This is a genomic window from Thermophilibacter sp. ZX-H3, from assembly GCF_052599055.1.
The window spans coordinates 158,131-171,447 of record NZ_JBQXES010000002.1; the positions used below are offsets into that span (position 1 = coordinate 158,131).

Genomic DNA, 13,317 nt, shown 5'->3' on the forward strand with positions numbered 1-13,317 from the left:
GAGGGGAAAGGAACCAAGCGTGTTTGGCATCGGAGAAGGTGAGCTCCTCCTCATCGTCCTCTTTGCGTTCATGATCTTCGGCCCGGACAAGCTCCCGGGCATGGGCAGGACGCTCGGGCGCGCGCTGCGCCAGTTCAGAAACGCCCAGGAGGGATTCACCGAGGTCGTTCAGACCAACATCGTGGACCCCGCCGCCGAGGCGATCAGCGACACCCCCAAGAAGCCCAACCGCAATCGCGCGGCCGAGCTCGAGGAGGACGCCGACATCGAGGCTCCCGAGGGAGAGGGCGCCCCGGCGCCGCGCCGCGCGGAGACCTTCGCCGAGCGCAAGAAGCGCCTCGCCGCCGAGAAGGCCGCCCGCGAGGAGGCCGAGAAGGCCGCGGCGGCAGCGCCTGCGGCAGATGACGAGGACTCCGACGCCGCCGAGGGCGCGTCGGCGCAGCCGGCGCCCGACGGCGCAGAGGGCTCCACGGCCCCGACCAAGCCGGCCGGCAAGCCGTCGGCAGCCGACCTCTACGCCATGCACCGTCCTTCTCGCCCCGCGACGTCCTCTGACGGAGGAGCTGGGGTCTCCCCCAGCGCGAGTCACGAAGTGAGCGAGGAGCGCAGCGACGAGCGCCGAGCGGCTGGGGAAGACCCCAGCCCCTCCGCCAGCTCCGTCAACGACGACGAGAAGGAGGCGTAGAGCGATGCCGATCGGTCCCGCACGCATGCCCATCATGGATCACCTGGGCGAGCTGAGGCGCCGCGTCACGATCATCGTGGTCGCGGTCATCGTCTGCGCGCTCATCGTCTACATGGCCACGCCCACGCTGATCGAGCTCATGATGGGCCAGATCGAGGCTGCCATGCGCGGCCAGGAGCTCGTCGTCATCTCGGTGCTCGGCGGCTTCACCATCCGATTCAAGGTCGCCCTGTTCTTCTCGGTGATCATCTGCTGCCCGATCATCATCTGGGAGGTCATGGCCTTCTTCCTGCCGGCGCTCAAGCCTAAGGAGCGCAAGTGGGTCGTGCCGACCGTCGCCGCCATGGTGGCGCTCTTCTTCCTGGGCATGATCTTCTGCTTCTTCGTCATCCAGCCGGCGGCCTTCGGGTGGCTGCTCGACCAGTCCTTCGAGATCGGCGCCATCATGCCCAACGCGGAGGACTACCTTGACATCTACATGCTGCTGGAGATCGGCTTCGGCATCGCGTTCCAGCTGCCGCTGGTGATCTTCTACCTCTCCGTCTTCCACCTCGTGCCGTACAAGACGTTCCGCGCCCAGTGGCGCTACGTCTACGTGGGGCTCATGGTGCTCTCCGCCGTGGTCACCCCGGATGCCTCGCCCATGACCATGATTCTCATGTTCGCCGCCCTCATCGGCCTCTACGAGGTCGCGCTGGCCGTGGCGCGCGTCATCATCGTGGCGCGCGACGGCAAGGAGGCCCTCAAGTGGTCGCGCGAGGACTACGAGCAGCACGCCTTTGACAAGCAGTAAGGAATGCCCTTGAAGCTTATCGTCACCGAGAAGAACGACGCCGCCCAGCAGATCGCCCGCCTGCTCTCCGAGTCGGGCAAGCCCACGGCAGACAAGGTCTACAACACCCCGGTCTACCGCTTCCGCATGGGCGGGGAGGACTGCGTGACCATCGGCCTGCGCGGGCACATCCTGAAGGTGGACTTCCCGGTGCAGCTGACCTTCAACGAGCAGGACGGCTGGCAGGGTCTCACGGCCGACGGCGAGCTCATCCCCGCCGACGTGCCGGACGGCCTCGCGCGCCCGCCGTACAAGTCCCGCCGCAAGCCCTTCCTCGCGGATGGCGTTGACCTCAAGGGATGGAAGATCGCCAGCCTGCCGTACCTGGTGTGGGCGCCCATCGAGAAGCTCCCCGCCGAGAAGGAGATCATCCGCGCCCTCAAGAACCTCGCCAAGAAGGCCGACAGCGTGGTCATCGGCACGGACTTCGACCGCGAGGGCGAGCTCATCGGCTCCGACGCCCTGCGCCAGATCCGCGAGGTCGCGCCCGACGTGCCCGTCTCGCGCGCCCGCTACTCCGCCTTCACCAAGGCCGAGATCGACCATGCCTTCGCGAACCTCGTGAGCCTCGACCAGGACCTCGCCGACGCCGGCGAGTCCCGCCAGTACATCGACCTCATCTGGGGCGCCGTCCTCACCCGCTACCTCACGGCGGCGCGCTGGAGCGGCCTGGGCAACGTGCGCTCGGCCGGCCGCGTCCAGACCCCCACGCTCGCCCTCGTGGTGGAGCGCGAGCGCGAGCGGCTCGCCTTCAAGCCGGAGGACTACTGGGTGATCCAGGGCCAGGGCGAGAAGGACGGCGCGGACTTCCGCATCGCGCACGCGACCGGCCGCTTCTGGGAGAAGGACGCCGCCGACGCCGCGTACGGCCGCGTGGCCGACGCCACCGAGGGGCGCGTCACGGCCGTCGAGCGGAAGAGCCGCACGCAGCGCCCGCCCGCGCCGTTCAACACCACCTCGCTCCAGGCCGCCGCCGCGGCCGAGGGCATCAGCCCGGCGCGCACGATGCGCCTCGCCGAGAGCCTCTACATGGACGGCCTCATCTCGTACCCGCGCGTGGACAACACCGTCTACCCCTCGTCGCTCGACCTGCGCGACTGCGTGCGCACGCTCTCCAAGGTCCCGCAGTACGCCGGCACCTGCCAGGCGCTGCTCTCCCAGGGCAAGCTCACCGCCACGCGCGGCAAGCAGGAGACCACCGACCACCCGCCGATCTACCCCACGGCGGCGGCCTCGCCGGACGCGCTCCAGCCCGCCGCGTGGAAGCTCTACAACCTCATCGCGCGGCGCTTCCTGGCCACGCTCATGGGGCCCGCCACGATCGAGGGGACCAAGGTCTCGATCGACGTCGCGGGGGAGCCGTTCACGGTCTCGGGCTCCGTGCTCGCAAGCCCCGGCTTCCGCGCGATCTACCCCTACGGCCTCAAGAAGGACGACCAGCTCCCCGCGCTCGCCGAGGGCGACGTGGTGGGCGTTCGCGATATGGAGCTTCTGGCCAAGCAGACCGAGCCCCCCGCGCGCTACAGCCAGGGCAAGCTCATCCAGGAGATGGAGAAGCGCGGACTCGGCACCAAGTCCACGCGCGCGAGCATCATCGACACCCTCTACGAGCGCAAGTACTTCCGCGGCGACCCGGTGGAGCCGAGCCAGCTCGGCATGGCGATCATCGATGCCCTGACGCAGTACGCGCCGCGCATCACCTCGCCGGACATGACGGCCGAGCTCGAGGACGACATGACGCGCGTCGCCGACGGCGCCCAGACCCAGGAGCAGGTCGTGAACCACTCGCGGGCGCTGCTCGCCGGCCTCATGGACGTCCTCGTGGAGCACACCGACGACCTCTCCGAGCAGATCGCCGACGCCGTGACCGCCGACGCCAAGATCGGCGTCTGCCCCAAGTGCGGCAAGGACCTCGTGGTGAAGAGCTCGGCCAAGACCCGCGGCAGCTTCGTGGGCTGCATGGGCTGGCCCGACTGCGACGTCACCTACCCGCTGCCGCAGGGCAAGATCATCGCCCTCGAGGGCGAGGCGGCCGTGTGCCCGGAATGTGGCGCCCCGCGCGTGAAGGTGCAGCCGTTCCGCAGCCGCGCGTACGAGGTCTGCGTGAACCCGGCGTGCGCGACCAACCGCGAGCCCGACGTCGACGTGGGCGCGTGCCCCGCGTGCGCCGCTGCCGGGCGTTCCGGGAGGCTCGTGGCGCACAAGTCCGAGAAGAGCGGCAAGCGCTTCATCCGCTGCACGAACTACGACGAGTGCGGGACCAGCTACCCGCTGCCCGCGCGCGGCGCGCTCGAGGCCACGGGCGAGACCTGCCCGGACTGCGGCGCCCCGCTCGTGGTGGTGACCACCGCGCGCGGCCCCTGGAAGCTCTGCCCCAACATGGACTGCCCGGGGCGTGAGAAGAAGGAGGCCGCCAAGGGCGCGCGCAGAGGTCGACGCGGAGCCCGAAAGAAGTCCTAGCGAGCGCGGGGTCGAGGTCCTTCTCGGCCCCGCGTCCTTCTCGCCGCGCGCCCGCGTCCCTCTCCGCCCCGCGTTCCCTCGCCGCGCGCTCGCGTCCCCCTCCGCTCCGCGTTCCCACCTCGTTGCTTAGGTGAGCAAAGACCTTCAACTATCTTGCACGGATTTCTTAGGTGAGTCGCCTTTCCGCAGCTCGCAGACCACCTGTATGCTTAGGTGAGTCGCGATAGTTCGACGCTTTTGCTCACCTAAGGAGCCTCGCGCGGGTGGCCCGCGCGGGAGTGCCCCGCGCGGAGGCGTCCCGCAACGGCGCGCCGCGCGCGACCCGTCCCGGCGTGCGAGAATGGGGGAGTCGAAAGGGGCGAGGATGCTGGACCTGAGGCGCGTGCTCAAGAGCAAGCCCAAGCCGCCGGAGGACGTGGATCTCACGCCGCTCTGGACGCCGTGGGGCGAGAAGATCGCGGCGAGCCGGGACGTCCCGGCGGGCGAGAAGGGCCTCGAGCCCCCGTCCCACCCTCGGCCGCTTCTGGCCCGCGAAGCCTGGACGTCCCTCAACGGCACCTGGGAGTGCGCCTTCGTCCCCGCGCCGGACGCCGCCACGGCCTGGCGGGCCGCTCGCGTCCCGGACGGACCCTGGGTGCCGATCCGCGTGCCCTTCTCGCCCGAGGCGCCGCTCTCCGGCGTGGGCCGCCAGCTCCGCCCGGACGAGCTTCTCTGGTACCGGCGCCCCCTCGACGCCCCGTCGCTCGGCCCCGGGGATCGCATTATCCTGCACCTCGATGCCGTCGACTGGGCCTGCGCGGTGTACGTGAACGGCGCCCGCGTGGCGGAGCATACGGGTGGCTACCTGCCATTCTCTGCAGACGTCACGGACGCGCTGCGCGCCGGCGAGAAGAACGAGCTCGCCGTGTGCGTCCACGACCCGTCCGATGCCGGCGCGCAGCTCCGCGGCAAGCAGCGCCTCGCGCGGGGCGGCATCTGGTACACGGCCCAGAGCGGCATCTGGCGTGACGTCTGGTACGAGGTCGTGCCCGCCGCGCACATGACGTCGCTCGCCGCCGACGCGCGGCCCGTCGAGGGGCGGGTCCTGCTCGACGTTGGCGTGGCGGGGGAGGGGGCGGTGACGGCTCGCGTCCTGGACGGGGGCTCGGAGGTCGCCCGCGGGTCGGCGCCCGCCCGGGACGGCCGCTGCGAGCTCGCCCTCGACGTTCCCGCGCCGCAGCTCTGGAGCCCGGAGGAGCCACGGCTCTATGACATTGAGCTCGCCTTCGGCGCCGACCGCGTCCGCAGCTACTGCGCCTTCCGCACGGTGGAGGTGCGCCCGGACGCGCGCGGCGTCCCCCGCGTGCATCTCAACGGCGAGCCCCTCTTCCTGCGCGGCGTGCTCGACCAGGGCTACTGGCCGGACGGCCTCATGACGCCGCCCTCGGAGGCGGCGCTTGAGCATGACGTCCGCGCGGTGCGCGAGCTGGGCTTCAACCTGCTGCGCATGCACGTCAAGGTGGAGCAGCCGCGCTTCTACGCCCTGTGCGACCGGCTCGGCATGCTCGTCTGGCAGGACATGGTCTCCGGCGGCGGCCCCTACAGCGCGCTTCACACGAGCTACGTTCCCACGCTCCTGCGTGCGAGCTGGACGCGTCGCACCGACGAGGGCCCGCGCGCCCGCCGGCGTCTCTCCTCGGCGGACCCGGCCTACCGCCGCGAGTGGCGCGAGGCCTGCTCCGGCACGGTGGGCCTGCTGGCGGGCCATCCCAGCGTGATCGGCTGGACGCTCTTCAACGAGGGCTGGGGGCAGTTCGACGCGCGCGCCGCATGCGACGCCGTGCGCGCGCTCGACCCCACGCGCCCCGTGAGCGCCACGAGCGGCTGGTACGACCGCGCCTGCGGAGACCTCTTCAGCGTGCACAACTACTTCCGCCCGCTCGAGGTCTGGCCCGACCGCGCCCGGCCGCAGCGCGCCTTCGTGATCTCCGAGTTCGGCGGTGTGAGCTGGGCCGTCCCCGGGCACGTCTCGCTGGGGACGTCCTACGGCTACGAGGCGGCCTCCGGCGCGGACGACTTCGCGCGCGAGGTCCGCGGGCTTCTCGCCCAGGCGGACGCGCTCGAGGCCGAGGGCCTCGCCGGCTACGTCTGCACGCAGCTCAGTGACGTGGAGGAGGAGACCAACGGCCTTCTCACCTACGACCGTCGCGTGAACAAGCTCCTCGCTGCGACCTGACTGGGGTGACGGGGTCGTTTGTCATAATGGGCACGTCCGACACAATGCGACGAGAGGGGAAGCCATGAAGGTGCTGCTGGTCAACGGAAGCCCGCACGAGCACGGCTGCACGGACCGCGCGCTCCAGGAGGTGGCGGGCGCACTCGAGGCCGAGGGCGTACGGACGGAGACCTTCTGGATCGGCGCGCGCCCGGTGGGCGGGTGCACGGCCTGTGGCGCATGCGGGGAGACCGGCCGCTGCGCCTTTGAGGGCGGCGGCGTCAACGAGTTTGCGGCCAAGGCCGCCGACGCCGACGGCTTCGTCTTTGGTGCCCCGACGCACTATGCGCACGCCGGGGCGTCGCTGCTCGGCTTCATGGACCGGCTCTTCTACTCGGCGGGCGCGGCGTTTGCGCACAAGCCGGCCGCCGCGGTCACCTCTGCCCGACGCGCGGGCACCACGACGGCCCTCGCCGACATCGAGAAGTTCTTCACCATCTCGCAGATGCCCATCGTGAGCAGTCGCTACTGGAACATGGTCCACGGCAACAGCGCCGAGGAGGCCGCGCAGGACGCCGAGGGCCTCTGGACCATGCGTCAGCTCGGACGCAACATGGCGTGGCTGCTGAGGTGCATCGAGGCCGGACGCGAGGCGGGCGTCCCCGCGCCGTCGAGCGAGCCCGGCGCGCGGACGAACTTCATCCGCTAGGCACGGCATAGGCGCCGTTCTGGCGGCTCCGTTTCCGCTTTCCGTCCTCTCGTCTCCGTCCTCGTTCCTGTCCCCGTCGCACTGCCCCTCGTTGCCCTGTCCTTTGTCGCCCTGTCCCCCTTAGGTGAGCACAGACTTCTAACTATCTCGACTCACCTAAGGGGGAGGGGCGCAAATTATCTGGCGTTTCTCTACTCACCTAAGAAAACCGTGCAAGATAATTCAAAGTCTGTGCTCACCTAAGCAGGCGCAGAGGGAGGGGTCAGCGGAGCCCGACGAGAGGGGCCGGCGGAGCCCGGCGAGAAGGGCCGGCGGAGCCCGGCGAGAAGGACCGGCGAGAAGGCCCGGCGCGAGGGCCGGCGAGAAGGGCCGTCCGCCCTGCGCCCGCCGTGGTTTTCTCGCGGCGGGCGCGTCCGCGCGGTACCATTGAGGGACCACAAGACCGAAGGGGGCACATGGCGCGGGGCATCTTCATCACGCTCGAGGGGGCTGACGGCTGCGGGAAGTCGACGCAGGCCGAGCTGCTGGCCGAGGTCCTTCTCGCCCGCGGGCGAGAGGTCGTCCGCCTGCGCGAGCCGGGCGGCACCCCCATCTCCGAGAAGATCCGCGCGCTGCTCCTGGATTCGGCCAACGCGGAGATGGTGCCGGAGACGGAGCTCCTGCTCTACGAGGCCAGCCGCGCGCAGCTCACGCGCCAGGTGATCGAGCCCGCCCTCGAGCGCGGCGCCGTCGTCCTGTGCGACCGCTACTACGACTCGACCTATGCCTACCAGGCCGGCGGCCGCGGGCTGGACGAGACGATCGTCCGCCAGTCCAACGTCCTCGGCAGCTGCGGGCGCGTGCCCGACCGCACGCTCGTGCTCGACCTCGATCCCGCGATCGGCTACGCGCGCGCCACGGCCGGTGGCGCCGACCGCATGGAGGCCGAGGGCCTCGCCTTCCAGGAGCGCGTGCGCGCGGCCTACCTGCGCCTTGCGGACGAGGAGCCGGCCCGCGTGCGCGTGGTGGACGCCGCGGGCGAGAAGGACGCGGTCACGGCCCGCCTTGTCTCCGCGCTCGAGGACCTGCTGTGAGCGCCGCCCCCGCCCAGAGCGCCCCCGGCCAAAACGGCACCGCGCCCCTTCCCGCCGCGCTCGGAGCCCTCGCCGACCAGCCGCGCGTGCGCGACCTCCTTGCCACCGCGGTGACGGAGGGACGGCTCTCCCACGCCTACCTCTTCGTGGGCGCGCCCGGATCCGGCAAGCACGAGGCGGCCGAGGCGCTCGCCGAGTGCGTGGTCTGCCCTCACGGCGGGGACGTCACCTGCGACGAGTGCCGCCGCGTGCGCCATCGTACGCACCCGGACGTCCGCTGGCTCAGGCCGGGGAGCGCCACGGGCTACCTCGTGGCCCAGGTCCGCGAGGTCATCGAGGACGCGAGCCTCGCCCCCGTGCGCGCCCGCACCAAGGTCTACGTGCTCGAGCGCGCCGAGCTCCTGCGCGGAACGGCGGCAAACGCCCTGCTCAAGACCCTCGAGGAGCCGCCCGAGGGCGTGATGTTCATCCTCTGCGCCCGCACCACGGCTTCGATGCTCCCCACCATCGTCTCCCGCTGCCAGCAGGTGCCCTTCCGCGCGGTCTCGCCGGACGAGGGCGTGGACGCCGTCATGCGCTCCTGCGCCGCCACGCGGGAGGAGGCGCGCGTGGCCCTCGCCGTGGCGGGCACGCCCGCGCGCGCGACGGAGTTCCTGCAGTCGACGGCCCGCCGCCAGGTGCGCCGCCTCGTGGTGGGCACGCTTGACGCCCTCGCCCGCGACGACTCGTGGGACGTGCTCCTGGCCGCGCGCGAGCTCGTGGCCGCCGTGGCCGTGCCGCTCGCCGACGTCAAGGAGGCCCAGGAGGCCGCCCTGCAGGAGAGCCAGGACTTCCTCACCGCCGCTGCCCTCAAGCAGGTGGAGGACGCCAACAAGCGCGAGCTCACCGCGCGGGAGCGTTCGGGTATGATGGAGGCCCTGACCGCGGCCGAGTCCGTCCTGCGCGACGTGCTCGTCCGCTGCGAGGGGGTCGGCCAGCCCATCGTCAACGAGGACGCGGCCGCCACCGTGGACCGCATCGCCGCCGGCTGCGACACCGCCAGCGCGCTCAGGGCGCTCGGGGCCGTGGCGCGCGCCGCGGACGACCTCGCCCACAACGTATCGCCGCAGCTGACCCTCGAGGTCATGCTGCTTTCCGTCAAGGAGGCACTTGCATGCCCACCGTCATCCCGGTGAAGTTCACCTATGCCGCCCGCGACCTCTGGTTCAGCCCGGCGGGCACCGGCGCCCAGGAGGGCGACCACGTCATCTGCCAGACCGAGCGCGGCCGCGAGATCGGCCTCGCCACCGCGGACGCCCGCGAGGTGAGCGATGAGGAGCTCGCCGCCACCATCGGCCACGCGACCCTGCGCGACGTGGTGCGCATCGCCACCGAGGACGACCTCGCGCGCGCCGAGCGCCTAGCCCAGCGCGGCGAGGACTCCATGCCCGCCTTCCGCCGGCACGTCAAGGAGTCGGGGCTGGACATGAAGCCCGTGGGCGTGGAGTACCTCTTCGACGGCGAGAAGGCCGTCTGCTACTTCGCCGCCGAGGAGCGCGTGGACTTCCGCCAGCTCGTGCGCGACCTCTCGCGCGAGTTCCACGTGCGCATAGACATGCGCCAGATCGGCGTGCGCGAGGAGGCCGCCATCGTCGGCGGCTACGGCCACTGCGGGCAGGAGCTCTGCTGCCGCCGCTTTGCCACGGGCTTCGACCCGGTCTCCATCCGCATGGCCAAGGAGCAGGACCTCCCGCTCAACTCCACCAAGATCTCCGGCGCGTGCGGACGGCTCATGTGCTGCCTGCGCTACGAGTTCGAGGCCTACCGCGACTTCAAGGGCCGCGCGCCCAAGCGCAACGCCGTGATCGACACGCCGCTCGGCAAGGGCAAGATCGTGGAGTACGACACGCCCAAGGAGCAGATCGTCCTGCGCCTTGAGAGCGGAAAGCAGATCCGCGTGGCGCTCGCCGACATGACCGCCTCCGAGGCCGCGCACAAGAAGAGCGAGGAGCTCGGCTGCCCGTGCCGCCCGGACACCGTGACGCGCGAGGTTCTGGACCGCCTGGAGTCCCCGGACGTGCAGATGGCCCTCGCCGAGCTGGACCGCAAGATGGGCGTGCTGCCCGAGCAGGGGCCGGACGCCTCGGACATCTTCGTCGAGCCCAAGCGCAAGCGCCGTCGTCCCTCCAACGGGGCCCCGGCCGGCGAGAAGGGCCCGCAGGGCGAGAAGAACGCGCGACGCGAGGCCGGCGCGTCTCCCGTCGACGAGGCGCCTGCGCGTCGCCGCCGCAAGCGCCGCCCGGGCGATGGCGGGGGAGCGGCCGCCCCGGCGCCCGCGCACATGGCGCCCGACGCGGGGACGGGCTCTGCGCCCGCACGCCGCCGCCGTCACCACCAGGCGGCGGATGGCGCCGCGGAGGCGGGTTCCGCCACCGGCGGTCAGCAGCCCGTCAAGCGCACCCGCCGGCCCGGCGACAAGGGCGGCCAGGCCGAGAAGGGCGCGCAACCGCGCGGCATGCAGCCCTCGCGCAAGAAGCGCGCCCAGCAGCAGGGCAAGTCTGGCGAGCAGGGGCAGCAGGCCGCGCGTCCGCAGGGGGCCGATGACGCCTCCAAGCCGCGTCGTCGCCGTCGCCGCGGGGGGCGCGGGCGCGGTGGCGCCGGCACCGAGGGCGGCGCGCCCGCGGGCGAGTAGTCCTTCGCCGCCCCTTTGCTTCCGATTGATTTGAGGCCCCGAGCGCTTTGGCTCGGGGCCTCGTTGCGTTTGAGCAGGTAAGGGGCCGGGGTGGAGTTTGCCCGCCTCGGGTCGGACGACCCATGGGGGAGGCATGGTGACGATTGTCGGTGATTTTTGGAGGGCGGGCTAAGTAGCGGGCGTTTTTCGGCTGCAAAAGGGCAGGTAGACGGGTTGGCGAATCGGCCAGTTGACGGGCTTCCCACAGAAAATCACCGACAATCGTCAGCGGCTCGCCGGATGGGGTCCCGTGAGGCCCGAGGGGTGCCTACGCCCCCTCGGAAAGCCACTCCTGCGCCAGCGCGAGGGCGGACTGGCCGCGCACGAGCAGCTCGTCGTCCCAGTCGACGTTGCGCCAGGGGTCTCCGCTCTCGAGCTCGATCCACGTCTCGCCCTCGCCCCACCCGAGGTCGACGGCGTCGGTGAGGTAGGCGAGCCGCGTGAGCGTCCCGTCCGCTGCGGTCTGCTGCAGGGCGACGACCTTCCACGTCACGCCGTCCTTCTCGGCGACGTCCACGGAGACGCCCCGGTCGAAGATGCCAAAGCGGAGGGTGAGGGACTCGAGCTGCTCCTGCGTGAGCGGCACGCACGTCATCGAGGCCATGACGTCCTCGTCGGGCTCCACGTCCTTGGGCTCGTAGTCGTTCCTGCTGAGGATCTCCTCCACGAGGGCCTCGCCGTCAGGCTGCGCGTTCTCGTCCTCAACGACCGTCTCGGCCGGCGGCTCCTCCGATGCGGGCTCGGGATCTGCTGCCTGAGTGCCGCCGCATCCCACGAGCAGCAGCGAGGTGGCGAGCGTGGCACAGACGAACGCAGCCTTGAGGAGCCTCATCAGAACCTCCGTCCCCTACATGATTCTGAGCATTAAGAGTACAACAATAAGCAGCGGGAGTGCCCAGACGGCGCCGAAGAAGCCGGGGAGCATGTCGCGATGCGTCTCCCGCACCGCCGGGTCGAGGCGCAACTGGTCGATGAAGAAGAGGACGAGGCTCGCCGCCCAGAGCCCGCAAAAGCCGATTCCAAGCCAGAAGGGCGCCTGGTAGCTCCAGGAGAGCAGATGCGCGATTCCGTACGTCACGCCAAACGCGAGCGGGGTCAGGATGAGATTGACGAAGGAGGCGTCCCGCACGAGCCGGCTGACTCCCGGATGGCTCTTGCGGGCGGAGCGCTCCCACAGGAGCACGCCCACGAGGAGGGGCAGGCCATAGAAGGGGGAGAGGACTACGACGACGCCAAAGAAGCTCGACACGAGCTCAAGCGGGTTGGGGCACGTCTCCGGCGAGAGGCTGGTGGGGAACATGGGGCCTCCTTGGGGTTGCACATTGGGGGATGAGGCTACTCTTCCAGCGGGCGGTCGAAGATGATGCGCACTGTGTCTCCCACACGTGCGGTCTCGCCACACATCGGGTCGGTGGCGATTGCGACGGGCGTGCCCGTGTCGCTTGTGCTGTAGCTCCACTCAGTTATGTATGGATCGGGGGAGAGGCCCGCTAGGACGAGCTCACTCGAGGCGTCGAGGGGCGTCATGCCAAGCACGTCGGGCACCGTGACGTCGCTCGTGACGGTAAGCTCCACCGGCTCGTTGGGAGACGCCCAGGATCCGGAGGTGGGCCGCGCAAGGATGACCCGATTGTCGCTCGGGTCTACGTCCCCTTGGTATGCAACCTCCACGTTCGAGAAGCCCGCATCCTCAAGTAGCTTCCGGGCATCGCGCTCGGAGCAGTTGAGGGTGATATTGGGAATCTTCCGTAGGCCCGAGACACTGAGGATTGCCTCCGCCTTCCATGGCGTCTCATTGAGCTCGGCGTGGACAGTGCCGCTTGGGTCGAGGGGCATCGAGATGCCCATGTTCTCGGGAAGCGCCTGCACGTCGACGTCCACCACCGTCCCCGGGCTTTCGGTGGAGCGCGACTCTTGGATGACGGGGAAGTAGTCCTCGGCGACGAGCACCTCCCACGCGCTCTGGGGGTCCATGCCAACTACGTTGGGCACCTCGCCGAACTCGGTCTCCACCACGGCGGGCGGCTGCGAGCCGAGATACGACGTCACCGTCACCGCCGCGGCGACGACCATAACCGCCGCCAGGCACGCGGCCGCGAGGCGCGCGGCGCGCCGGCGGCGCGGGGCGGCGGCCTCGCGCTCGAGGAGGGCGGCGAGCTCCTCGCGGGAGTGCACGCCGAGCATGCGGTATCCCGTCGCGCGGGCCGAGCTCACCGTCCCCGGGGCGACGCTCAGCCTCTCGGCCACCTCGTCCGTCGAGAGGCCCTCCGCGACAAGGGAGAGCACGTCGGACTGGGTCTGGGAGAGCCCGCGCGCGAGAAGGGCCGCGCGGGAGTCGCCGGCCGCGCGGCCCTCCTCGCGCTGCCGGCCGTATTGGGCCGCGAGCTCACGCGCGCTCGTCACGCCGAGCTTGCGATAGGCGCGCTGGCGGAAGTTCCCGACGGTGGAGGAGCTCACGCCCATCTCAAGCGCCGCGGCTGCGGCCGTCATGCCGGCGAGCGCCGAGCGCGCCGCGTCGGCCTCGCGCCCGGTGAGCCCGCGCTCGCGGAAGTCGCGCTCCGCCTCCTGCGACGCCGTGGGAATCATGCCGCCTCCTCTCCGCAGCCGATTACCGGAAGCGTACACGAGCGCGCGTCCCTACGTCGTGGCAACGC

Annotated in this window: 11 protein-coding genes; 8 read left to right on the forward strand and 3 right to left on the reverse strand. The window is 70.9% G+C overall.

Features of this window, described 5'->3' with window-relative positions; all coding sequences use genetic code 11:
* Positions 1-19 precede the first annotated feature (19 nt).
* From ACULPM_RS01560 to ricT, 8 genes are all read left to right on the forward strand, one after another.
* Complete coding sequence (locus ACULPM_RS01560; RefSeq protein WP_445330786.1) at positions 20-685, forward strand: Sec-independent protein translocase subunit TatA/TatB; 666 nt, start codon at positions 20-22, stop codon at positions 683-685.
* Between the two features lie 4 nt (positions 686-689).
* Positions 690-1,478, forward strand: coding sequence for a twin-arginine translocase subunit TatC (gene tatC / locus ACULPM_RS01565; RefSeq protein WP_167930219.1), 789 nt, complete (start codon positions 690-692; stop codon positions 1,476-1,478).
* 9 nt (positions 1,479-1,487) lie between these two features.
* Entirely contained in the window at positions 1,488-3,977 is a 2,490-nt protein-coding gene (locus ACULPM_RS01570; RefSeq protein WP_445330787.1) for a DNA topoisomerase I, read from the forward strand.
* A 364-nt stretch (positions 3,978-4,341) separates the two neighbouring features.
* The gene (locus tag ACULPM_RS01575; protein WP_445330788.1) at positions 4,342-6,192 is read left to right on the forward strand and encodes a glycoside hydrolase family 2 protein; all 1,851 of its coding nucleotides are present in this window, start codon (positions 4,342-4,344) and stop codon (positions 6,190-6,192) included.
* Between the two features lie 64 nt (positions 6,193-6,256).
* Positions 6,257-6,880 (forward strand): flavodoxin family protein, encoded by a 624-nt coding sequence (locus tag ACULPM_RS01580; protein ID WP_445330789.1) that lies wholly within the window; start codon positions 6,257-6,259, stop codon positions 6,878-6,880.
* Positions 6,881-7,335: 455 nt separating this feature from the next.
* Positions 7,336-7,953, forward strand: a complete 618-nt coding sequence (gene tmk / locus ACULPM_RS01585) for a dTMP kinase (protein WP_445330790.1) — start codon at positions 7,336-7,338, stop codon at positions 7,951-7,953.
* A complete protein-coding gene (locus ACULPM_RS01590; protein ID WP_445330791.1) occupies positions 7,950-9,128 on the forward strand; it encodes a DNA polymerase III subunit in 1,179 nt (392 codons plus the stop codon). The genes tmk and ACULPM_RS01590 overlap by 4 nt, the downstream gene beginning before the upstream one ends.
* Positions 9,107-10,624, forward strand: a complete 1,518-nt coding sequence (ricT, locus tag ACULPM_RS01595; RefSeq protein ID WP_445330792.1) for a regulatory iron-sulfur-containing complex subunit RicT — start codon at positions 9,107-9,109, stop codon at positions 10,622-10,624. Before ACULPM_RS01590 ends, ricT begins: the two co-directional genes overlap by 22 nt.
* 307 nt (positions 10,625-10,931) lie before the next feature.
* On the opposite strand, the gene ACULPM_RS01600 is transcribed toward ricT, so the two are convergent.
* From ACULPM_RS01600 to ACULPM_RS01610, 3 genes are read right to left on the reverse strand one after another with little or no spacing between them, the layout of a single operon-like run.
* Complete coding sequence (locus ACULPM_RS01600) at positions 10,932-11,495, reverse strand: hypothetical protein (RefSeq protein WP_445330793.1); 564 nt, start codon at positions 11,493-11,495, stop codon at positions 10,932-10,934.
* A gap of 15 nt (positions 11,496-11,510) precedes the next feature.
* Entirely contained in the window at positions 11,511-11,963 is a 453-nt protein-coding gene (locus ACULPM_RS01605; RefSeq protein ID WP_445330794.1) for a hypothetical protein, read from the reverse strand.
* A 35-nt stretch (positions 11,964-11,998) separates the two neighbouring features.
* Positions 11,999-13,249: a LuxR C-terminal-related transcriptional regulator gene (locus ACULPM_RS01610; protein ID WP_445332306.1), complete on the reverse strand. Its 1,251-nt coding sequence runs from the start codon at positions 13,247-13,249 to the stop codon at positions 11,999-12,001.
* Positions 13,250-13,317 lie beyond the last annotated feature (68 nt).